15 protein-coding genes, 1 other RNA gene and 1 pseudogene are annotated in these 22,192 nt (G+C 62.2%); 10 read left to right on the forward strand and 7 right to left on the reverse strand.

Annotated elements, in window-relative coordinates:
* Positions 1-31: 31 nt before the first annotated feature.
* Positions 32-1,222: a benzoate/H(+) symporter BenE family transporter gene (locus NR164_RS10090; protein WP_046489409.1), complete on the reverse strand. Its 1,191-nt coding sequence runs from the start codon at positions 1,220-1,222 to the stop codon at positions 32-34.
* A 226-nt stretch (positions 1,223-1,448) separates the two neighbouring features.
* Here NR164_RS10090 and NR164_RS10095 point away from each other — a divergent pair, with 226 nt between their 5' ends.
* Positions 1,449-2,213: a GntR family transcriptional regulator gene (locus tag NR164_RS10095; RefSeq protein WP_046382440.1), complete on the forward strand. Its 765-nt coding sequence runs from the start codon at positions 1,449-1,451 to the stop codon at positions 2,211-2,213.
* Positions 2,214-2,279: 66 nt separating this feature from the next.
* Here the strand turns inward: NR164_RS10095 and guaD are convergent, their stop codons facing one another.
* The 4 genes from guaD to xdhA form a co-directional block, all read right to left on the reverse strand.
* The gene (guaD, locus tag NR164_RS10100; RefSeq protein ID WP_057003812.1) at positions 2,280-3,584 is read right to left on the reverse strand and encodes a guanine deaminase; all 1,305 of its coding nucleotides are present in this window, start codon (positions 3,582-3,584) and stop codon (positions 2,280-2,282) included.
* Between the two features lie 12 nt (positions 3,585-3,596).
* Positions 3,597-4,436, reverse strand: coding sequence for a xanthine dehydrogenase accessory protein XdhC (gene xdhC, locus NR164_RS10105; RefSeq protein ID WP_108524751.1), 840 nt, complete (start codon positions 4,434-4,436; stop codon positions 3,597-3,599).
* A gap of 242 nt (positions 4,437-4,678) precedes the next feature.
* Positions 4,679-7,078, reverse strand: a complete 2,400-nt coding sequence (gene xdhB, locus NR164_RS10110; RefSeq protein WP_177029519.1) for a xanthine dehydrogenase molybdopterin binding subunit — start codon at positions 7,076-7,078, stop codon at positions 4,679-4,681.
* A complete protein-coding gene (xdhA, locus tag NR164_RS10115; RefSeq protein WP_256822707.1) occupies positions 7,071-8,516 on the reverse strand; it encodes a xanthine dehydrogenase small subunit in 1,446 nt (481 codons plus the stop codon). Before xdhA ends, xdhB begins: the two co-directional genes overlap by 8 nt.
* Positions 8,517-8,796: 280 nt before the next feature.
* On the opposite strand from xdhA, the gene NR164_RS10120 reads away from it, so the two are divergent.
* The 8 genes from NR164_RS10120 (at position 8,797) to NR164_RS10155 (ending at position 19,920) form a co-directional block, all read left to right on the forward strand.
* Positions 8,797-9,456, forward strand: coding sequence for a GntR family transcriptional regulator (locus NR164_RS10120; RefSeq protein WP_017845232.1), 660 nt, complete (start codon positions 8,797-8,799; stop codon positions 9,454-9,456).
* Positions 9,457-9,458: 2 nt separating this feature from the next.
* Positions 9,459-12,947 carry a chromosome segregation protein SMC gene (gene smc / locus NR164_RS10125; protein ID WP_046489415.1) on the forward strand — a complete coding sequence of 1,163 codons (3,489 nt, stop codon included), beginning with the start codon at positions 9,459-9,461 and terminating at the stop codon, positions 12,945-12,947.
* Between the two features lie 259 nt (positions 12,948-13,206).
* Positions 13,207-14,067, forward strand: a complete 861-nt coding sequence (gene zipA, locus NR164_RS10130; protein ID WP_256822709.1) for a cell division protein ZipA — start codon at positions 13,207-13,209, stop codon at positions 14,065-14,067.
* A gap of 86 nt (positions 14,068-14,153) precedes the next feature.
* A complete protein-coding gene (gene ligA / locus NR164_RS10135; RefSeq protein ID WP_256822710.1) occupies positions 14,154-16,520 on the forward strand; it encodes an NAD-dependent DNA ligase LigA in 2,367 nt (788 codons plus the stop codon).
* Between the two features lie 117 nt (positions 16,521-16,637).
* Complete coding sequence (locus tag NR164_RS10140; protein WP_256822711.1) at positions 16,638-17,807, forward strand: putative zinc-binding metallopeptidase; 1,170 nt, start codon at positions 16,638-16,640, stop codon at positions 17,805-17,807.
* Between the two features lie 133 nt (positions 17,808-17,940).
* An RNA gene (ffs, locus tag NR164_RS10145) (signal recognition particle sRNA small type) lies at positions 17,941-18,037 on the forward strand.
* Between the two features lie 244 nt (positions 18,038-18,281).
* Positions 18,282-19,328 carry an N-acetylmuramidase family protein gene (locus tag NR164_RS10150; RefSeq protein WP_046382448.1) on the forward strand — a complete coding sequence of 349 codons (1,047 nt, stop codon included), beginning with the start codon at positions 18,282-18,284 and terminating at the stop codon, positions 19,326-19,328.
* 1 nt (position 19,329) lies between these two features.
* Positions 19,330-19,920: a hypothetical protein gene (locus NR164_RS10155; protein WP_017845240.1), complete on the forward strand. Its 591-nt coding sequence runs from the start codon at positions 19,330-19,332 to the stop codon at positions 19,918-19,920.
* A gap of 7 nt (positions 19,921-19,927) precedes the next feature.
* Here the strand turns inward: NR164_RS10155 and NR164_RS10160 are convergent, their stop codons facing one another.
* Positions 19,928-20,797: a LysR family transcriptional regulator gene (locus NR164_RS10160; protein WP_017845241.1), complete on the reverse strand. Its 870-nt coding sequence runs from the start codon at positions 20,795-20,797 to the stop codon at positions 19,928-19,930.
* Positions 20,798-20,899: 102 nt separating this feature from the next.
* Between NR164_RS10160 and NR164_RS10165 the strand changes: the two are divergent.
* A pseudogene (locus tag NR164_RS10165) lies at positions 20,900-21,862 on the forward strand (DMT family transporter); the annotation flags it as partial.
* Here the strand turns inward: NR164_RS10165 and NR164_RS10170 are convergent.
* The gene (locus tag NR164_RS10170) at positions 21,779-22,150 is read right to left on the reverse strand and encodes a VOC family protein (RefSeq protein ID WP_256822745.1); all 372 of its coding nucleotides are present in this window, start codon (positions 22,148-22,150) and stop codon (positions 21,779-21,781) included. The pseudogene NR164_RS10165 and the gene NR164_RS10170 sit on opposite strands and share 84 nt — an antisense overlap.
* Positions 22,151-22,192: the final 42 nt, after the last annotated feature.

Here is a 22,192-nt window from a genome sequence, read left to right on the forward strand (position 1 = left end):
ACAAAACGGCGACCTGAGGGTCGCCGTTTTTTTATGCCTTGCGCCAGTTCAGAATCAGCAGCGTCAACACCCCCGCCACGATCCCCCAGAACGCCGACCCGATGGAAAACAACGTCAAGCCTGACGCGGTGACCATAAAGGTGATCAGCGCCGCTTCCCGTTCCTTCGGCTCATTCATGGCGATGCTCAAGCCATTGATGATCGAGCCAAACAACGCCAACGCCGCAATCGACAGCACCAGTTCCTTGGGCAGCGCTGCGAACAAGGCCGCCAATGTGGCGCCGAACACCCCGGCAATGCCGTAGAACACGCCACACCAGACTGCCGCCGTGTAGCGCTTGTTACGGTCTTCATGGGCGTGGGGCCCGGTGCAGATCGCCGCACTGATCGCCGCCAGGTTGATGCCGTGGGAGCCGAACGGCGCCAACACCAGCGAGGCCAGGCCGGTGGCGGTGATCAGCGGCGACGCTGGCACGTTATAGCCGTCGGCGCGCAACACTGCGACACCCGGCATGTTCTGCGAGGTCATCGCTACCACGAACAGCGGGATGCCGATGCTGATGGTCGCCGCCAGCGAGAAGTGCGGTGTGGTCCAGACCGGCGTTGCCACTTCCAGGTGAAAGCCGCTGAAATCCAGGAGCCCCATCAGCCCGGACAGCACGCTGCCGATCACCAGCGCGGCGAGTACCGCATACCGCGGCGACAGGCGTTTGATGAGCAGGTAGGTGAAAAACATCCCCAGCACCAGGCCGGTGCGATGCTGCGCGGCGACGAAAATCTCGCTGCCGATCTTGAACAGAATCCCCGCCAGCAAGGCCGCCGCCAGCGACGCCGGGATGCGTCTGACCAGTTTTTCGAAGCTGCCGGTCAGCCCGCAGAGCGTCACCAGCACCGCGCAGGTGATGTAGGCGCCGATGGCTTCGCCGTAACTGACGCCGCCGAGGCTGGTGATCAACAGCGCTGCGCCGGGTGTCGACCAGGCAATGGTGATCGGTGTGCGGTAGCGCAGGGACAGGCCGATGCTGCACACCGCCATGCCGATGGAAATCGCCCAGATCCACGAGGAAATCTGCGCGCTGGTCAAACCGGCGGCTTGGCCGGCCTGGAACATGAGCACCAGGGAGCTGGTATAGCCGGTCATCATGGCGATGAAACCGGCGACGATGGCCGAGGGAGAAGTGTCGGCCAGTGGGCGCAAGGGCGCTTGGGTGGCGTCGGTCATGGCGAGGTGTTCCTTTTACCTGGGAGTTTGCCAGTGAAGGCGCAGATTCAAGCCTAAACTCAAACGTAACGACTCATTGCAATACAGCCGGGCTCGCAAACAGCCGTACAGTGTGTTGGCGCATGGGGTTGTGTACAATGTGCGCTGATTTTAGCTGATACTTGCCAGCGCCTCTTTGTTGCCGTATTACCGTTAATTCGCCGCCGTTCTCCCGATCCGAGTGCCCATGAACGAACAGTTGCAACCTCTCAAGAAACAACCGCGAGCCAGCAAGACCGGCCGCAGCGGAACCCAGGACGATATCGTCTACGCGCATATCTTCGAGGCGATTCTCGAACAACGCCTGGCACCCGGTACCAAATTGAGCGAAGAGGCACTCGGCGAAATCTTTGGCGTGAGCCGCACCATCATTCGCCGCGCGCTGTCGCGCCTGGCCCATGAAGGCGTGGTACTGCTGCGGCCCAATCGCGGCGCGGTGGTGGCCAGCCCGAGTGTCGAAGAAGCGCGCCAGGTGTTCCTGGCCCGGCGCCTGGTCGAGCGGGCGATCACGGAGCTGGCGGTGCAGCACGCCACGGCGGAGCAGTTGGCCGAGTTGCGGCAGATGGTCAACGACGAACGCGACAGCTTCTCCCGCGGCGATCGCGGTGCCGGTATCCGCCTTTCCGGCGAATTCCATCTGAAGCTGGCCGAAGCGGCGAAGAACGCGCCGCTGATCAGCTTCCAGCGCAGCCTGGTGTCCCAGACCTCATTGATCATCGCGCAGTACGAAAGCGGCAACCGCTCGCACTGTTCCTACGATGAACACAGCCAGTTGATCGATGCGATCGAAGCCCGGGACGCGGCGCTGGCAGTGAATTTGATGATGCATCACATGGATCATATCGACAGCAAGCTCAACCTCGACGAGGAAAGCGCGTCGGATGATTTGCATGCGGTGTTCTCGCATTTGTTGCAGAGCAAGAAGCCGGGGCGTTCGTCGGTCAAACTCTAAGCCCGATCAAAAAATGTGGGAGGGGGCAAGCCCCCTCCCACATTTGGGTTTGTGGCATATCTGAAATTAGCGTTGGTGGACCAGATTACCGGCCGCATAGGTCTGCAACACCGCCCGGTCATCCCCCAACGTCATCAATACAAACAACCTCTCGGCAATGTCCTTGGCCTGCTTCATGCGATAGCTGAGCAGTGGCGTGGCGTTGTAATCCAGCACCAGGAAGTCCGCATCGGTACCCGGCTGCAACGTGCCGATCTTGTCCTCCAACCGCAGCGCCCGCGCACCGCCCAGGGTGGCCAGGTACAGCGACTTGAACGGGCTCAGTCGCGCGCCTTGCAGTTGCATGACCTTGTAGGCTTCGTTCAACGTCTGCAGCAACGAGAAGCTGGTGCCGCCGCCGACGTCAGTGCCCAGGCCCACGTTGAGTTTGTGCTTCTCGGCCATCGGCAGGTTGAACAGCCCGCTGCCGAGGAACAGGTTCGAGGTCGGGCAGAATGCGACTGCCGAGCCGGTCTGCGCCAACCGCGCGCATTCGTCATCGCACAGATGCACGCCGTGGGCAAACACCGAGCGTTCGCCCAATAGTTGGTAGTGGTCGTACACATCCAGGTAGCCGCTGCGCTCGGGGAACAGCTCGTTGACCCACTCGACTTCCTGCTTGTTCTCACTGATGTGCGTCTGCATGTACAGGTCGGGGTATTCGCCCAGCAGTTGCCCGGCCAGCGCCAATTGCTGCGGCGTGCTGGTAGGTGCGAAGCGCGGCGTCACCGCATAGTGCAGGCGGCCCTTGCCGTGCCAGCGTTCGATCAGCGCCTTGCTCTCCTGGTAGCCGGATTCGGCGGTGTCGGTCAGGTAGTCGGGGGCGTTGCGGTCCATCATCACCTTGCCGGCGATCATGCGCAGGTCGAGTTTTTCGGCGGCCTCGAAGAATGCCTGCACCGATTGCGGATGCACGCTGCCGAACACCAGCGCGGTGGTGGTGCCGTTGCGCAGCAGTTCCTTGATGAAAATCTCCGCGACGTCCTCGGCATGGGCCTTGTCGGCGAACTGGCGCTCGCAGGGGAAGGTGTAGGTGTTGAGCCAGTCCAGCAACTGTTCGCCATAAGCGCCGACCATGCCGGTTTGCGGCAGGTGGATATGCGTATCGATCAGCCCGGGGGTGATCAGCGCGTCCTGGTAGTGGGTGATTTCGACCTCGGCGGGCAGGTGCGGCAGCAGGTCGTGGGCGTGGCCCAGGGCGCTGATCCGGCCGTTGTCGATGACCAGCAGGCCGTCTTCGAAATACTCATAGGACGCCTCGATCCCCACTTCGGCGGGGTCGGCGAGGCTGTGCAGGATGGCGGCGCGGTAGGCTTTGCGAGTCGAAGGCATGGTGATCTCAATTTAGATAGCTTGGCTGCGACGCGAAGCCGGCAGCAGTTGGGCAATGGGTTCGGCGCTCGCGGTGTGCTGGCCGAAATGGGCGTTATAGGTGGCGATGATTTCGCCGGCGATGGAGATGGCGATTTCCACCGGCAATTTGCCCTTCACTTCGCTAAGGCCCATGGGACAGCGCATGCGTTGCAGTTGTGCGGCGTCGACGCCGCGATCCCGCAGGCGGTGTTCGAACTTGACGCGCTTGGTCTTTGAACCGATCAGGCCGAAGTAGGCAAAGTCATTGCGCTTGAGCAGGGCGGCGCTGAGTTCCAGGTCCAGCGCGTGATTGTGGGTCATCACGATGCAGTAACTGCCTACGGGCAGGTCGGCAATTTCGTCGACCGGTTCTTCGCTGACGATTTTGCGCACGCCTTGTGGGATGTATTCCGGGAACTCTTGCTCGCGCGAATCGATCCAGCGCACCCGGCACGGCAGGCTCGCCAGCAACGGCACCAGGGCGCGGCCGACGTGGCCGGCGCCAAATACGGCGATCTGTGCCTGCACCTGGCCCATGGGTTCGAACAGCAGCACGGTCGCGCCGCCGCAGCACTGGCCCAGGCTCGCGCCGAGGCTGAAGCGCTCCAGATGGGTGTGTTGCTGGCCGCGGGCGAGCATGTCGCGGGCGATCTGCATCGCTTTGTATTCCAGGTGCCCGCCGCCGATGGTGTCGAACGTGTGTGCGGCACTGATGACCATCTTCGAACCGGCATTGCGCGGCGTGGAGCCGAGCTCTTCGATGATGGTGACCAGTACGCAGGGCTCGCCCTGGTTTTGCAGGTTGGCGAGGGCGCTGATCCAGTTGTTCATGTCTACCTCAACATTTCTGTTGTCAGTTCTACCGTCATCGGGGGCAAGCCCCCTCCCACACTTGAATGTATTCACAGATCAAAAATGTGGGAGGGGCAAGCCCCTTCTCACACTTGAATGTATTCACAGATCAAAAATGTGGGAGGGGCAAGCCCCTTCCCATACTTGAATGTATTCACAGGTGAAAAATGTGGGAGGGGCGGTGCGACGATTCGACTTGCCCCCGATGGCAGCACCTCGATTTACAGCGAAGCCATCTCGGTTTCAGCCTCAACCGCCTTCGCAGCAGCCAACTGCCGCATCTGCTCACACCCCCACAACACCCGCTCAGGCGTCGCCGGCGCATCGATGTTCGGCTGGTGGCGATAGTCACCCAGGCTCGCCACCGCATCCTTGATCGCGCACCACGAGGCAATCCCGAGCATGAACGGCGGCTCACCCACGGCCTTGGAATGGAACACCGTGTCTTCCGGGTTCTTACGGTTTTCCACCAGCTTCACGCGCAAATCCAAGGGCATGTCGGCCACGGCCGGAATCTTGTAGCTGGCCGGACCGTTCGTCATCAGCTTGCCCTTGTCGTTCCACACCAGCTCTTCCATGGTCAGCCAGCCCATGCCCTGGATAAAGCCGCCTTCGACCTGGCCAGTGTCGATGGCCGGGTTCAGCGAAGCGCCGACGTCGTGGAGGATGTCGGTGCGCAGCATCTTGTATTCGCCGGTCAGGGTGTCGACGATCACTTCGCAGCAGGCCGCGCCGAACGCGAAGTAGTAGAACGGCCGACCGCGTGCCTGGCTGCGGTCGTAGAAGATTTTCGGGGTCTTGTAGAAGCCGGTGCTCGACAACGACACCTGGGCGAAATACGCCTGCTGGATCAGGCTTTCAAAGCTCAGTATCTGCTCGCGCACGCGCACATGGCCATTGTGGAATGCCACGTCCGCTTCGCTCACCGCGTAGTGGCGCGCGGCAAATTCCACCAGGCGTTGCTTGATGGTTTCGGCGGCGTTCTGCGCGGCCTTGCCGTTCAGGTCGGCACCGCTGGAGGCGGCGGTCGGCGAGGTGTTGGGCACCTTGTCGGTGTTGGTGGCGGTGATCTGCACGCGGTCGATGTCCACCTGGAACACCTCGGCCACCACTTGCGCAACCTTGGTGTTCAAGCCCTGGCCCATCTCGGTGCCGCCGTGGTTCAGGTGGATGCTGCCATCGGTGTAGATATGGATCAGCGCACCGGCCTGGTTGAGGAAGCTGGCGGTGAAGGAAATGCCGAATTTCACCGGGGTCAGCGCCAGGCCTTTTTTCAGGATCGGGCTGTGCGCGTTGTAGCGGCGGATCGCTTCGCGGCGCTCGGCGTATTGGCTGCTGGCCTCAAGCTCGGCAGTCATCTCTTCGAGCAGGTTGTGCTCGACGGTCTGATAGTAGTGGGTGACGTTGCGCTCGGTCTTGCCGTAATAGTTGGCCTTGCGCACCGCCAACGGGTCGAGGGCCAGATGACGGGCGATGGCGTCCATCACTTCTTCGATGGCGACCATCCCTTGCGGGCCGCCGAAGCCGCGGTACGCGGTGTTGGACGCGGTGTTGGTCTTGCAGCGATGGCCGTTGACCGTGGCGTCGCCCAGGTAATACGCGTTGTCGGCGTGGAACATGGCGCGGTCGACAATCGAGTTCGACAGGTCCGGCGAGCAGCCGCAGTTACCCGCCAGCTCCAACTGGATGCCGTGCAAGCGCCCGCTGTCGTCGAAGCCGACGTCGTATTCGATATAGAAGGGGTGGCGCTTGCCGGTCATCAGCATGTCTTCGACGCGCGGCAGACGCATCTTGGTCGGCTGCCCGGTAAGGCGCGCGACCACCGCACACAGGCACGCCGGGCTGGCGGCCTGAGTCTCCTTGCCGCCGAAACCGCCGCCCATGCGGCGCATGTCGACGACGATCTTGTTCATCGACACGTCGAGCACTTCGGCCACCAGCTTCTGCACCTCGGTGGGGTTTTGCGTGGAGCAGTAGACGATCATGCCGCCGTCTTCGGTGGGCATCACCGAGGAAATCTGGGTTTCCAGGTAGAAGTGTTCCTGGCCGCCGATATGCAGCGTGCCCTGGATGCGATGCTTCGCGGCCGCCAGCGCTGTCGCCGAATCGCCGCGTTGATGGGTGTGGCTGTCCAGCACGAAATGCTGGTTGCGGTAGGCCTCGACCACGTCCAGCACCGGCTCCAGGTCTTCGTATTCGATCACTGCGGCCAGCGCCGCTTTGCGCGCGGTTTCCAGGTCGCGGGCGGCCACGGCCAGCACCACCTGGCCGACGAACTGCACGGTGTCGATGGCCAGCAGCGGATCACCCGGCAGCAGCGGGCCGATGTCTTTGAGCCCCGGCACGTCTTCGTGGGTGATGACGATACGCACGCCGTCGAAGGCGTAGCAGGGCGCGGTATCGATGTTGAGGATTTTGGCGTGGGCGCGGTCGGACAGGCGCGCATACAGGTGCAACTGGTTGGGGAATTCCAGGCGGTCGTCGATGTACTGCGCTTCGCCGGATACGTGCTTGGCGGCGCTGTCGTGCTTGACGCTGCGGCCGACGCCGGAGGTCAGGTCCTGAGAAAACAGCTCGGCCAGTTCGGCCTGGGTTTTTGCCACGGCGTGATGGTTAGACATAAGCGGTCACCCGAGTTTCGATGTGCGGCGTTTGCAGCTCGATGAAGTATTTGCGCAGCAGGTTCTGCGCGCTGAGCAGGCGGTATTCCTTGCTGGCGCGAAAGTCCGACAGCGGGGTGAAATCCTCGGCCAGGGCGGCGCAGGCTTGCTCCACGGTGGCGGCATTCCAGGGCGCGCCGATCAGCACGGTTTCGCAGTGCTGTGCGCGTTTGGGCGTGGCGGCCATACCGCCGAAGGCGACGCGGGCGTCGCTGATCACACCGTCGTCGATCTTCAGGTTGAACGCCGCGCACACCGCGGAAATATCGTCGTCCAGGCGCTTGGATACCTTGTACGCCCGGAACCCCGAGTGCCCCTTGGGCACGATGATCTTCTCGATGAACTCGCTGTCCTGGCGTGCGGTGACGCGGTAGTCGATGAAGTAATCTTCCAGCGCCAGGGTGCGACGGACGTTGCCCTTGCACAGCACGATCTGCGCGCCGAGGGCGATCAGCAGCGGCGGCGAATCGCCGATCGGCGAGGCGTTGCCGATGTTGCCGCCCAGGGTGCCCTGGTTGCGGATTTGCAGGGAGGCGAAGCGCTGCAGCAGTTCGCCGAAGTCCGGGTATTCGTGGCGCAGCGCGGTGTAGCAATCGGAGAGGGCGGCGGCAGCGCCGATTTCCAGGCGATCGTCGAACGTCTCGATGCGCTTCATCTCGTCGATATTGCCGACGTAGATCATCACCGGCAGCGTGCGGTGGAACTGCGTGACTTCCAGCGCCAGGTCGGTGCCACCGGCCAGCAGGCGGGCCTGGGGGTAGGCGTCGTAGAGGTCGGCCAGGTCGGCGACGGTCAGCGGCACCAGGCAGCGTTTGTCGCCGCTGTTGAGTTCAGCGGTGTGCGTCGGCGCGATAGCCTTGAGGCGGGCGATGGTCTGGGCCTCGCGGCTGTCGAACTGATCCTGGGGTTTGTTGCAGCAGGCCTGTTCGGCGGCGGCGAGGATCGGGCGATAGCCGGTGCAGCGGCACAGGTTGCCGGCCAGGGCTTCATGGGCTTTGTCGCGGTCGGGCGCGTCGCTGTTTTTTTGCAGGGCGAACAACGACATCACAAAACCGGGGGTGCAGAAGCCGCATTGCGAACCGTGACACTCCACCATCGCCTGTTGCACGCTGTGCAGTTGGCCCTGGTGCTTGAGGTCTTCGACGCTGATCAACTGTTTGCCGTGCAACGACGACACGAACGTCAGGCACGCATTCAGGCTGCGATAGCGAATCCGCTCGCCCTGCTCATCGCTGTGCAGTTCGCCGACCACCACGGTGCAGGCGCCGCAATCGCCGCTGGCACAGCCTTCCTTGGTGCCGGGTTTGCCCACATGCTCGCGCAGGTAGTTGAGCACGGTCAGGTTGGGGTCCAGGGCGTGCTCGCTACGGAGTTCCTGGTTAAGTAAAAACTGGATCACGGAAGGCCTCGCAGACTCATTATTGTTGTTAACCGCTTTGCGCCGAATCTAGTCATGTCTGACTTTTCGGTCAATGATTTTCTGACCTAAAGGTCAAGAAAATGCGGTCACAACCCTATCAATTATGGTCCAGTCTTCTGGAACCGGCGTTTTTGGGGGCTTCTGGCGGTTCATCGTTGCTTATTTCATGCCAAATTCTTGAAGGTGGGCCGAGCGCCATCAGCGGGCATTTGCGCTACACTGGCGCGCTTGTATCGATAGAAGATTTTGAAGGGAAAACATGACGTTCAAGGCGCCGGACAGTCTCGCCGAGCAAATCGCTCACCACCTCGCCGAACGTATCATTCGCGGCGATCTCAAGCCTGGGGAACGGATCCAGGAACAGAAGGTTACGCTGGCACTCAATGTCAGCCGCGGTTCCGTGCGTGAAGCCTTGCTGATCCTCGAACGTCGCCACCTGATCGCGATCCTGCCGCGCCGTGGCGCCCACGTCACCGAACTCACCGCGCACAAGGTGCAGAGCCTGTGTACGTTGATGGCCGAGCTGTACATCCTGCTCGGCAATGCGGTGGCGCAGGGCTGGCAGACCCAGGCCGACATGGCGCCGTTCGTGCAGATCCAGCAGCGCCTGGTGAGCAATTTCGAACGCCAGGACATCCGCGCCTTCGTCGCAGAAAGCTTCAATGTGATGCGTGCCGCGTACCCCTTCGCCAACAATCCGTATTTGCAGGAAACCGTCGAGAACCTGCAGCCGGCGATGAACCGCGCCTATTACCTGGCCCTGGATCAACGCAAGGCTTCCATGAGCGAATACCTCGCGCTGTTCGAGCAATTGCTCGCCGCCGTGCTCGCCCGTGACCTGCCGCAGATTCGCCTGGTGCTGTCGGCCTACGGCCAGCGCAGTTGCTCGCTGGTGATCGCTGCGTTGGCGGACGCCTAAGCGTGCGGCTCAAGTGCATCAAACTGGCGGGGTTCAAATCCTTCGTCGACCCGACCACGGTGAACTTCCCCAGTAACATGGCGGCGGTGGTCGGGCCCAATGGCTGCGGCAAGTCGAACATCATCGATGCCGTGCGCTGGGTGATGGGCGAGAGCTCGGCAAAAAACCTGCGTGGCGAGTCGATGACCGACGTCATCTTCAACGGCTCCACCAGTCGCAAGCCGGTGAGCCAGGCCAGCATCGAACTGGTGTTCGACAACTCTGACGGCACCCTGGTCGGCGAATACGCGGCCTACGCGGAAATTTCCATCCGCCGCAAAGTGACGCGCGACAGCCAGAACAGTTACTTCCTCAACGGCACCAAGTGTCGCCGTCGGGACATCACCGATATCTTCCTCGGCACCGGCCTTGGCCCGCGCAGCTACTCGATCATCGAACAGGGCATGATCTCCAAGCTGATCGAAGCCAAGCCCGAAGACCTGCGTAACTTTATCGAAGAAGCTGCCGGCATCTCCAAGTACAAGGAGCGCCGTCGCGAGACCGAAAACCGTATCCGCCGCACCCATGAAAACCTCGCCCGCCTGACCGACCTGCGCGAAGAGCTGGAGCGCCAGTTGGAGCGCCTGCACCGCCAGGCCCAGGCCGCCGAGAAGTATCAGGAATACAAGGGCGAAGAGCGTCAGCTCAAGGCACAACTGTCGGCCCTGCGCTGGCAGGCGCTGAACGATCAGGTCGGCCAGCGCGAAGCGATCATCGGCACCCAGGAAATCAGCTTCGAAGCCCTGGTGGCCGAACAACGCAACGCCGACGCCAGCATCGAGCGCCTGCGCGACGGGCATCATGACCTGTCCGAGCGCTTCAATCTGGTGCAGGGCCGCTTCTATTCGGTGGGCGGCGACATCGCCCGGGTTGAGCAGAGCATCCAGCACGGCCAGCAACGTCTGCGCCAGTTGCAGGACGATCTGAAGGAAGCCGAGCGCGCGCGCCTGGAGACCGAGTCCCACCTCGGCCACGACCGCACCTTGCTGCTGACCCTCGGCGAAGAGCTGGACATGCTCACCCCCGAACAGGAAATCACCAGCGCTGCTGCCGAAGAAGCCGCCGCCACTCTGGAAGAATCCGAGACCACCATGCACGGCTGGCAGGAGCAGTGGGACACCTTCAACCTGCGCTCCGCCGAACCGCGCCGCCAGGCTGAGGTGCAGCAGTCGCGCATCCAGCAACTGGAAACCAGCATGGAGCGCCTGGCCGAGCGCCAGCGTCGCTTGCAGGAAGAGCGCGTGCTGCTCGCCGCCGACCCGGAAGACGCGGCGATCCTGGAGCTGAGCGAGCAACTCGCCGAAAGCGAAATGACCCTCGAAGAGCTGGAAGCCAGCGAAGAACAGCAAGTGGAGCGCCTGGAGCAATTGCGTCAGCAACTGCAACAGGCGACCCAGGCCCAGCAACAGGCCCAGGGCGATCTGCAGCGGCTCAACGGGCGCCTGGCGTCCCTCGAAGCCTTGCAGCAGGCCGCGTTGGACCCTGGCACCGGCACCGCCGAATGGCTGCGTGACCAGCACTTGGCCGAACGCCCGCGTCTGGCGGAGGGCTTGAAGGTCGAGGCCGGTTGGGAGTTGGCGGTGGAAACCGTGCTCGGCGCCGACCTGCAAGCGGTGCTGGTGGATGATTTTGCCGGCTTCGACCTGGCCGGTTTTGCCCAGGGCGATCTGCGCTTGCTCAGCCCCGCCGCCGATGGCGCGCGTGTGCCGGGCAGCCTGCTGGATAAAGTCGAGGCCGCGCTTGACCTGGCGCCGTGGCTGGGCCAGGTCAAACCGGTGGAATCCCTCGAGCAGGCGCTGGCCCAGCGCGGTCAACTGGGCGCCGGCGAAAGCCTGATCAGCCGCGACGGTTATTGGGTCGGCCGCCACTTCCTGCGGGTGCGCCGCGCCAGTGAGGCGGAAAGTGGCGTATTGGCCCGTGGCCAGGAAATCGTCAAGCTGATCGCCGAGCGTGAAGAGCGCGAAGCCACCCTGGAAAGCCTGGAAACCGAACTGCAGACCCTGCGCGCCACCCAGCGCCAGCAAGAGACCGGCCGCGAACACCTGCGCCGCCTGTTGCAGGACGAAGCGCGCCAGCAGGGCGAATTGAAAGCCCAGTTGTCGGCGAGCAAGGCCAAGGTCGAGCAACTGACCCTGCGCCGCACTCGCCTCGACGAAGAAGTGGCCGAGATGGGCGAGCAGCGCGCCCTCGAACACGAACAGATCGGCGAGGCGCGCCTGCAATTGCAGGAAGCCCTCGACAGCATGGCCGTCGACACCGAGCAGCGCGAATTGCTGCTGGCCCAGCGCGACAGCCTGCGCGAACGCCTCGACCGGGTCCGCCAGGAAGCGCGCCAGCACAAGGACCACGCCCACCAGTTGGCGGTACGCCTCGGCTCCCTGCGCGCCCAGCACGATTCCACGCGCCAGGCCCTGGAGCGCCTGGAGATGCAGTCCGAGCGCCTGACCGAAAAGCGTGAGCAACTGAGCCTCAACCTGGAGGAGGGCGAAGCGCCCCTGGAAGAGTTGCGGCTCAAGCTCGAAGAACTGCTCGACAAGCGCATGACCGTCGACGAAGAACTCAAGACCGCGCAAATCGCCCTGGAAGACGCCGACCGCGAACTGCGCGACGCGGAAAAACGCCGCACCCAGGCCGAGCAGCAATCCCAACTGATTCGCGGCCAGCTCGAGCAACAGCGCATGGAATGGCAGGCCCTGACCGTGCGGCGCAAAACCCTGCAGGACCAACTGCTCGAAGACGGCTACGACCTGCACGGCGTGCTCAACACCCTGACCGCCCAGGCCAACGAGAAAGACGCCGAAGAAGAACTTGAGCGGATTGCCGCGCGTATCCAGCGACTCGGTGCGATCAACCTCGCCGCCATCGACGAATACCAGCAACAGTCCGAGCGTAAACGTTATCTGGACGCTCAGGACGCCGATCTGGTGGAAGCCCTGGACACCCTGGAAAACGTGATCCGCAAGATCGACAAGGAAACCCGCAACCGCTTCAAAGATACCTTTGATCAGATTAACGGCGGTTTACAGGCGTTATTCCCAAAAGTTTTCGGTGGCGGCAGCGCTTACTTGGAACTGACGGGCGAAGATCTACTCGATACAGGGGTAACGATCATGGCGCGGCCTCCGGGCAAGAAGAACAGCACCATCCATTTGTTGTCCGGCGGCGAAAAAGCCCTGACCGCATTGGCCCTGGTGTTTGCCATCTTCAAGTTGAACCCGGCGCCGTTCTGCATGCTCGATGAAGTTGACGCGCCACTGGATGACGCTAACGTTGGACGTTACGCACGCCTGGTCAAAGAGATGTCCCAGACCGTGCAGTTCATCTATATCACCCACAACAAGATCGCCATGGAAATGGCGGATCAGTTGATGGGGGTGACGATGCACGAGCCGGGCTGTTCGCGATTGGTGGCGGTGGATGTCGAAGAGGCGATGGCGATGGTGGATTCCTGAGCCATGCCGGCAACGAAGATTATCAGCGCGATGTAGGGCGGTTTACCGGTCTGACGAAAGTGGCAAATTGGCATATTTGTTCAAGGCATTTTGACAGACGGTGTAAAGTTATCTTTGGTCGTGCTAGTTTAATGTCAATTTTTCGTATGCGTGGGCAAAACGTCAGTCAGAACATAGAGTTGGCGCCACGTTTTAAAGCGGTTTGCACGGTGCTAAACCCCTTATTTTTCAGCATTTTTTATTAGAGGCACGGGATTACATGGAAATCGGTCTGCGCGAGTGGCTGATCGTCATCGGCATTATTGTCATTGCCGGTATTCTTTTTGATGGCTGGCGCCGTATGCGCGGCGGCAAGGGCAAGCTCAAGTTCCGTCTGGACCGCAACCTGTCCAACTTGCCCGACGACGACGGCAGCGCCGAGCTGCTGGGGCCGCCCCGTGTGCTGGATACCCACAAGGAACCGCAACTGGACGAACATGACTTGCCGTCCATGAGCGCCCCTGTGCGCGAAGCCCGCGAGCCGTCTTCCAAGCGTGGCAAACGTGGCAGTGCCGCCGCCGAGCCGCATCAGGGCGACCTGAACCTGGGCGTGGACGACGGCCCGAGCTTCAGCAGCCGCGATGACGATTTCCCTGACGAGAGCCCGGCCAAGAGTGCGCCGCGCCAGTCGGTGAACGATCAGCCGGCCGCCGAAGAAGTCCTGGTGATCAGCGTGATCTGCCGCGACGCCGCTGGCTTCAAGGGCCCGGCACTGTTGCAGAACATCCTGGAAAGCGGCCTGCGCTTTGGCGAGATGGATATCTCCCACCGCCACGAAAGCATGGCCGGTAATGGCGAAGTGCTGTTCTCGATGGCCAACGCCGTCAAGCCGGGCACCTTCGACCTGGACGACATCGACCTGTTCAGCACCCCGGCCGTGAGCTTCTTCCTCGGCCTGCCGGGTCCGCGTCATCCGAAACAGGCCTTCGACGTGATGGTTGCCGCAGCGCGCAAGCTGTCCCAGGAGCTCAACGGCGAACTGAAGGACGATCAGCGCAGCGTCCTGACCGCCCAGACCATCGAACACTACCGTCAGCGCATCGTCGAGTTCGAGCGTCGCGCCCTGACACAGAAACGCTGAGGTTTGGCCTCAAGCGTTGTCGATAGAATAAGCGCACCAACATTTGAGCAGCTTCGGCTGCTCTTTTGCTTTATGAGAGAACACCCATGACCGCCGCCCACACCCGCATCCTCGAATTGCGCGCTGAACTGGATCAGCACGACTACCGTTATTACGTCCTCGACGAGCCGAGCATCCCGGACGCCGAGTACGATCGCTTGTTCCAGGAACTCAAGGCCCTGGAGGCCGAGCATCCGGAGCTGGTCACGCGTGATTCGCCGACGCAGCGGGTCGGCGGTGCGGCGTTGTCGGCGTTCACCCAGGTCAAGCATGAGATTCCGATGCTCAGCCTGGGCAACGCCTTCGATGAAACCACCATGCTCGAGTTCGATCGCCGGGTGACCGAAGGCCTCGACCTGCCGGCCGGCGACCTGTTTGGCGGCGGTGCCGCGGTGGAATACAGCTGCGAGCCGAAGTTGGATGGCCTGGCGGTCAGCCTGCTGTATCTGAACGGCGAACTGGTGCGCGGCGCCACCCGGGGCGACGGCACCACCGGCGAAGACATCAGCGTGAATGTGCGTACCGTGCGCAATATCCCGTTGAAGCTGCACGGCAGCGGCTGGCCGGCGACCCTGGAAGTGCGCGGCGAGGTGTTCATGTCCAAGGCCGGTTTCGAGCGCCTGAACGCCTCGCAACTGGAAGTCGGCGGCAAGACCTTCGCCAACCCGCGCAACGCCGCCGCCGGCAGCCTGCGCCAGCTGGATTCGAAAATCACCGCCAGCCGCCCGCTGGAGTTCTGCTGCTACGGCATTGGCCAGGTGACGGCGGATATCAGCGACACCCACATCGGCAATTTGCAGCAGTTGCAGAAGTGGGGCATGCCGATCAGTCATGAGCTGAAACTGGCCAAGGGCATCCAGGAATGCCTGGACTACTACCGCGATATCGGCGAGCGGCGTAGTAACCTGCCCTATGAAATCGACGGTGTGGTGTTCAAGGTCAACAGCATTGCCTCCCAGCGCGAACTGGGTTTCCGCGCTCGTGAGCCGCGGTGGGCGATCGCGCACAAATTCCCGGCCATGGAAGAGTTGACCGAGCTGCTCGACGTGGAATTCCAGGTCGGCCGCACCGGCGCCGTCACCCCGGTGGCGCGTCTGAAACCGGTCAAGGTCGCGGGTGTGACCGTGTCCAACGCCACCCTGCACAACATGGATGAAGTGGCGCGCCTGGGCCTGATGATCGGCGACACGGTGATCATCCGCCGCGCCGGGGACGTGATCCCGCAGGTCGTCTCAGTGGTCACCGAGCGCCGCCCGGCACACGCCCGCGCGGTGCATATCCCGGAAAGCTGCCCGGTGTGCGGCTCCCACGTCGAGCGCACGCAACTGGTCAAGCGCAGCAAGGGCAAGGAAACCGTCAGCGAAGGCGCAGTGTACCGCTGCGTCGGTCGCCTGGCCTGCGGGGCGCAGCTCAAGCAGGCGATCATCCATTTCGTCTCGCGCCGGGCGATGGACATCGACGGCCTGGGCGACAAGACCATCGAGCAATTGGTCGACGAAAAACTCATCGCCTCGCCGGCGGATCTGTACATGCTCAAGTACGAACAGATCATCGACCTGGAAGGCTTCGCCGATGTCTCCAGCAAAAAGCTGATCAGCGCCATCGAACACAGCAAGACGCCGACCCTGGCACGTTTCATCTACGCCCTGGGCATTCCCGACGTGGGCGAGGAGACCGCCAAGGTGCTGGCGCGCTCCCTGGCGTCCCTGGAGCGCGTGCAGCGCGCTTTGCCGGAAGTGCTGACGTACCTGCCGGACGTGGGCCTGGAAGTGGCGCACGAGATCCACAGCTTCTTTGAAGACCGCCACAACCAGGACGTGATCGGCGCGCTGTTGGCGCCGGAAAAGTGCGGCCTGCAACTGCAGGACCAAGGCGACCTGAGCGCGGAGTTCGCCGCCAGCACCACCCTCGGCGGTTTGCTCGACAAACTCAACGTGCCCAGCGTCGGCCCCGGCGCCGCGCAGAAACTGGCGGACAAGTTCGGCTCCCTCGAAGGCGTGATCAAGGCCGACTGGCTCGATATGCGCCAGGCGCTGCCCGAGAAGCAGGCCAAGGCCGTGCGCGAGTTCTTCGATAACCCCGACCACGCCCAGCGTGCCCTGGCCATCGAGCAGCAACTCGAGGAATTCGGCATGCACTGGCAGAGCGCGAAAAAAGTGATCGAAGGTTTGCCGGAGGCGGGGCACACCTGGGTGCTGACCGGCTCGCTGGAGCGGATGAGCCGCGACGTGGCCAAGGACAAGCTCGAAAGCCTCGGCGCCAAGGTGGCCGGTTCGGTGTCGGCGAAAACCTATTGCGTGGTGGCCGGGCCGGGTGCCGGTTCGAAGTTGGCCAAGGCCAGCGAGCTGGGCCTGAAGGTTCTGGACGAAGACGCCTTCGTGGACTTTCTGGCTCGGCACAACATCACTGTCTGACAACTTCTTGTGGCGCGGGCGCTTGCTCCCGCTGGGCTGCGAAGCGGCCCTTCGAAGAAAGTGGAACGATCCCGGGCGCGAAATGATCTAGTCTTCGTCACCCCGGGAGAGATCGCCATGTACCGCTTCTTCGAGCAACTCAGTTCGCGCATCGCCGCACCGTTCATGGCCGAATCCTCGCGCAACAGCAAGGTCTGGCAGTGCCGGTGTGGCCAGTCGCTGTTCTTTCGCAACAGCCAATGCCTGGCCTGCTCGGCGCTGCTCGGCTACCCACCGCAACAAAGCCGCCTGTCTTCATTGCAGGCGGGCCCGGTCGTCGACACTTGGCTGCTGGACGACAACCCCGACGCCGGCGCTTTCCGCCGCTGCGCCAACCTCGACAGCCCGGCCGCCTGCAACTGGCTGATTCCCGCCCACAGCACCGCCGCGCTGTGCGTGGCGTGCAGCCTGAATCGCACCATTCCCGACCTGTCGATCGCAGAAAACCCCGAGCGCTGGGGCAAGGTCGAGACGGCCAAGCGCCGGCTGGTGGCGCAACTGATCAGCCTGGGTTTGCAGGTCGTGCCCAAAAGCGTCGACGAAGACAACGGCCTGGCCTTCGACTTCGTTGGCATCGACCTGGAAGGCAATGCGCCGACCACCGGCCATGCCAACGGCCTGATCACCCTCGACATCAAGGAAGCCGACGACGCCCACCGCGAAAAAATCCGTGTGCAGATGCGCGAACCGTACCGCACCTTGCTCGGCCACTTTCGCCATGAAGTCGGCCATTACTATTGGGATCGGCTGATCGCCAACAGCCACTGGCTTCCAGCGTTTCGCCACCTGTTCGGCGACGAACGCGCCAGTTACGCCGACGCCCTCGACCAGCACTACCAGAACGGCCCGCGCGCGGATTGGCACCACACCTGCGTCAGCGCCTACGCCACCATGCACCCCTGGGAAGACTGGGCCGAAACCTGGGCGCATTATCTGCACATGATGGACGCCGTCGACACCGCCCTGGGCTTCGGCATGAGCGCCCGCGAAATGGACCTGGATTACCAGCCGTTCCCCCGCACCACCCTCTACGACCCCGAACACCCCGGCGGCGCGGCGTTCCTGTCATTCGTCAACGCCTGGATCGAACTGGCCGGCATGCTCAACGAACTGTCCCGCGCCATGGGCCAGCCGGATTTCTACCCCTTCGTACTGCCACCGGCAGTGATCGCCAAGCTGCACTTCATTCACCTGGTCATCCAGGAAGAGGGCGGCAGGGCGGATGAGGCCCTGCAGGCACAGGCATGAAGGAGAGATCCGGGCGGTTAGGGCAAGTGCTTGAACCTCTTCATTTTTTAATCCCGCACTAACGGTTGTAACTTCCGATCAGATCGGTACAATGGCGCGGCTTGCCGAGAGGCCAGCGTCGTTATGGTGACCCCATCGGTCCCCCCGCAACGATTACCCGTGAACCTGGTCAGAGCCGGAAGGCAGCAGCCACAGCGGGAACATTGTGTGCCGGGGTGTGGCTGGTGGGGTTGCCTCCATAACGCTCCTCCTTGCCGTACCTCTTCTGTTTCACATCCTTCCAGCTTCTTTTCAGTCATCTGCCGTTGTTTTACTGCGCAGCGTATGACGGCTATTTCACACCGTTAAAAAGCCCTGCTGGACAACCTCAAACCACCTTGTTAGTTTCCGCCGGCCACTTGTTTCAGAGTATGACAATGGCGCTGATTTGATATTGAAGTGCTATCACTTCTTTAACTAACAAGGATGTCTGTGATGAAAAGCCTGCAAGGGTTACCCCGTCTTATCAGTGCTTCAGTTGGCGCGCCCGGTAAAGCCCGTAACTTGCCCGCCGATGTTCAGTGCATTCAGTATTTATTCAATTTGATCATCCCCAAGATGGGGTTTCCGTTGGCTGAAAACGGCAAGTGCGACGGCCAATTGGTGCAGTGCATCAGCCAGTATCAGTTCCGCCATCTCAAGTACGCCCATCCCGATGGCGTGATCGACCCCACCGGCCGCACGTTCAACAGCCTGATCGAGGAAGCGGTGAAGGTGCCGGTGAAGGCCTTCCCGACGATGCGTATCCCGAGCTTTCTCAATGTGTTCGGCAACAACAGCGGCGATGCGGTACAGGCCACGGTCAATGTGTACCTGGACCGCATGCGCGCGATGGTCGAGGCCGAGCGGCGCAATCGGCAGTTGATACTTCAGGCCACGTGCGACGGGGGCATTACCCTGAGCGATAGCGACTTCCAGAACGCCGCTACGCAGTTGGGCAATGGTATTTCCGTCAATATCATCAGGGCCTTTGCCACCGTGGAATCGGGTGGGCGTTCCGGGTTCGGCCCGGCCAAGTTGCCGGTGATCGCCTTTGAGGGGCACCAGTTTCGCAAGTACACCAAGCGTATCTACGACCAGGCGCACCCGTTGCTGTCGTACCCCTACGTCAGAAAGGCCGGGCCGCAGTGGCAGGTCAATAACAAGGATCAGATCAAGGCCTGGGAAACCATGGCCACCGCATTTGCGCTGAATCAGGAAGCTGCCTTGATGTCGGCGTCATGGGGCATGTTTCAGATCATGGGGTTCAATTTCGCGGCATGCGGTTACACAAGCGTATTTGAGTTCGTTGCCGCATTAAAAGTTAATGCCGGTAATCAACTAAAGGCTTTCCTCGCCTTGTGCAGCCACAGCCCGGCATTGATGAAAGCCATGAAAGCCAAAGACTTTACCGCCATGGCCCGTAACTATAACGGCGAGGACTACGGCAACTATGATGACCTCATGAAAAAAGCCTACGACGCACTTGAGAGGAAAAAATAAGATGATCCGTTATCTCGCGATGGGTGTGTTGTCGTGGTGTGCCGTGGCGCCGGTATTCGCCGGTTCCGCTGTGTTGCATTCGGGCAAGTACGAAGGGTTGATGCTGGCGGTGACGCCCGAGCATCAGGTCGAAGGTTTCTACGCCGAAGAACTGGGCGAGGGCGTGACCCGTGGTTGTGCGTTCTACCTGCAAGGCCAGCCCGACGCGTTGACCACCTGGCTTGACGATGCCTACCCCGGCAGCGTGGCGCCTTCGTCCGACGGTGTGACCCTGACCGTCGAACAGGGTCGTCAGCATCCCGGTTGCATCAGTGTGTTGATGCCGGAAATCGCCACCGGCCTGGACCTGAGCCAGACTGCCAACAAGCCATGGATCGGCCTGGTGACCGTGTCCGCCGACAAGGCCTACTTGCTGAAGACCCCGGGCGCCAAGGCGGCCAAGCGTGCGTATATCGTCAAAGGGGATGTGGTCGGCGTGCTGGCGTTCAAGGACGGCTGGGCCCAGGTCGAGTTCGTCAATGCTCAGGATCGGTCGTTCATCGGCTGGATCAGCCAGGATCAGTACGCGCGATTGGCTGCCCCGAAAAGCTGATGTTAGCTCAGGGTTGGCCGAAGGTTTCGCGCAGCAGCCCGGCGAATGCATCCCGGGCCAGATGTCGCTGGGTGTCCTTGTGCCAGAACAGCAGGTTATCCACGGCCGCCAGTTCTTCGAACCGGTATGACGCCAGCTGATTGGCCTGCTCATAGCGCGCCAGAATGCCCTCCGGCGCCAGCGCCACGCCGATCCCCGCGCTGACGCAGCCGATGATCGTGCCCCAACTGGCATAGCTGGCGATGGTCGGCTTGAAGTCATGGGGCTTGACCCAGTTTTCCAAGGCGGCGCGATAAGGGCAGCCGGGCGGCCAGACGAGCAGGGTACGCCCTGCCAGGTCCTCGGCACGCTTGATCGGTGCGCTGCAGGCGCTGGCGATCAGCACCAGGCGTTCGCTGTAGACCACGCTGTGTTCGAGCTTGGAGCGTTTGTTGCCGGCGGCCACCAGCGCCACGTCCAGGCGGTGGTGTTGCAGGTCGTCGAGCAGTTGGCCCCAGGCGCCGGTCACCAGTTCGAGGCTGACGTCGGGGTAGCGTCGATGGTATTCCGCCAGCAGCGGTGGCAGGCGGCCGCTGGCGCTGGACTCTACCGCGCCGATCCGCAAGGTGCCCCGCGGGATAGCGTTGGCGTCCACCGCGCGTTTGGATTCGTCCACCAGGGCCAGGATGCGTTCGCAGTAATCGAGGAAGATTTCACCGGCGGCGCTGATCGCCAGCCCGCGTCCGGCACGGATGAACAGCGGCGTGCCCAATTCGCTTTCCAGCTGTTTGATGCGCGTGGTGATGTTCGACGGCACGCAATGCAATTGCGCCGCGGCCTGAGCCACGCTGCCGGTTTGCGCCACGGCTCGCACCATCTTCAGTTGGGCCATTTCCATTGCTCAGTTCCACTGATTTCAGAAGTCAGAAACGCTTAATTGTCCTACGACGTGACCCGGCCAAGACTGGCGGCATTCCTTCTCTGTTTCTGGATGCCGTTGATGAATTCCCCGTCACGCCTAAAGCTTACGCTAGTCATCGCCAGCGTGATCCTCTGCTGGGCCTATTCGCCGATTGGCGTACACATGGGGCTGCGCAGCTACAGTCCGGGTCAACTGGCGTTGCTGCGATTTTTGATCGCCTCGGTGTTTATGGGCGGCGTCGCGTTGGTGCTGGATATCGGTCGGCCGCGCCTGCGAGATGTGCCGTGGTTGCTGGTGCTGGGTTTTTTCGGGGTGTTCCTGCATCACACTTGCCTCAACTATGGGCAGCAATGGGTCACGGCGGCGGCGTCCAGTGTATTGGCGCAGTCGGCGCCGCTGTTCAGTGTGCTGATCGCGTTTTTTTGCTTGAGGGAGCGGGTCAGTGTCTGGCGCTGGAGCTGTGTGTTGCTGGGGTTGCTTGGCGTGCTGGTGGTGATCTGGGGTGAGCAGGGCGTGGGCGACATCGACCCGCGTGGCCTGTTGATCCTGCTGGCGGCGGTGTCATGGAGCGTGTATTTCGCCATCCAGAAACACTGTGCCCACCGCTACAGCCCGCTGACCCTGGCGTGCTACATGGTGTGGTCGGGCACCTTGATGCTCTGCGTGAACCTGCCAGGCCTGCCCGCCGCCGTGGCGCAGGCGCCCTGGCCGGAAAACCTGGCGGTGCTGGTGCTGGGCATTTTCCCCAGTGCCTTGGCGTACCTGGCCTGGGCTTATGTGTTGAAGCATATCGAGGTCAGCCGTGCATCGGTGGCGATGTACTTGATTCCGCCGGTGGCCATGGCGATGGCGGCGATATTGCTGGGCGAGCACGTCGCCGGGCAGGTGATGCTCGGCGCGATGATCGTGCTCGCCAGTGTGGCGGCCATCAGCCTCGAAGGCCGTTGGCGGCGCGGCTCAGTTGCTCATGCAGAACGCGCGCAACCGATGACCGTCGAGGTCCTGGGCGACAAAGGTGTAGCCAAAGTCCAGGACGGTCGGAGACTGGATGATCGTGGCGCCCCGCGCCAGCCATTGGGCATGCAGGGCATCCACGGCGGCGTTGTCGGGCAGGGGGAAACCCAATTCGCCGCCACCGCCCGTGACCTGGGTGGCCGGCTCTACGCTGTGGCGCGACCACAGGCCGAGCTTGACGCCATTATCGAGAATGAACAGGGCAAAGGTCGGGTTCAATTCAACCGGTGGCTTGTTCAGCAGGCGGCTGTAGAAGTTGGCGCTGGTGGCGGGGCTGTCGACATACAGCAGGAAGTATTGGGCGACGGCGTTCATGGAGGCTCCTTGAGGACGGGGTGGTTGAGCCCAGTCTAAAAG

The organism is Pseudomonas sp. Pse79 (assembly GCF_024519615.1).
GTDB classification, from domain to species: domain Bacteria; phylum Pseudomonadota; class Gammaproteobacteria; order Pseudomonadales; family Pseudomonadaceae; genus Aquipseudomonas; species Aquipseudomonas veronii.

What these genes read in the sequence shown, in the direction of transcription:
- NR164_RS10090 (WP_046489409.1), bottom strand. Translation starts at nt 1,222, where the DNA reads ATGACCGACGCCACCCAAGCGCCCTTGCGCCCACTGGCCGACACTTCT.
- NR164_RS10095 (WP_046382440.1), top strand. Translation starts at nt 1,449, where the DNA reads ATGAACGAACAGTTGCAACCTCTCAAGAAACAACCGCGAGCCAGCAAG.
- guaD (WP_057003812.1), bottom strand. Translation starts at nt 3,584, where the DNA reads ATGCCTTCGACTCGCAAAGCCTACCGCGCCGCCATCCTGCACAGCCTC.
- xdhC (WP_108524751.1), bottom strand. Translation starts at nt 4,436, where the DNA reads ATGAACAACTGGATCAGCGCCCTCGCCAACCTGCAAAACCAGGGCGAG.
- xdhB (WP_177029519.1), bottom strand. Translation starts at nt 7,078, where the DNA reads ATGTCTAACCATCACGCCGTGGCAAAAACCCAGGCCGAACTGGCCGAG.
- NR164_RS10120 (WP_017845232.1), top strand. Translation starts at nt 8,797, where the DNA reads ATGACGTTCAAGGCGCCGGACAGTCTCGCCGAGCAAATCGCTCACCAC.
- zipA (WP_256822709.1), top strand. Translation starts at nt 13,207, where the DNA reads ATGGAAATCGGTCTGCGCGAGTGGCTGATCGTCATCGGCATTATTGTC.
- ligA (WP_256822710.1), top strand. Translation starts at nt 14,154, where the DNA reads ATGACCGCCGCCCACACCCGCATCCTCGAATTGCGCGCTGAACTGGAT.
- NR164_RS10140 (WP_256822711.1), top strand. Translation starts at nt 16,638, where the DNA reads ATGTACCGCTTCTTCGAGCAACTCAGTTCGCGCATCGCCGCACCGTTC.
- NR164_RS10150 (WP_046382448.1), top strand. Translation starts at nt 18,282, where the DNA reads ATGAAAAGCCTGCAAGGGTTACCCCGTCTTATCAGTGCTTCAGTTGGC.
- NR164_RS10155 (WP_017845240.1), top strand. Translation starts at nt 19,330, where the DNA reads ATGATCCGTTATCTCGCGATGGGTGTGTTGTCGTGGTGTGCCGTGGCG.
- NR164_RS10160 (WP_017845241.1), bottom strand. Translation starts at nt 20,797, where the DNA reads ATGGAAATGGCCCAACTGAAGATGGTGCGAGCCGTGGCGCAAACCGGC.
- NR164_RS10170 (WP_256822745.1), bottom strand. Translation starts at nt 22,150, where the DNA reads ATGAACGCCGTCGCCCAATACTTCCTGCTGTATGTCGACAGCCCCGCC.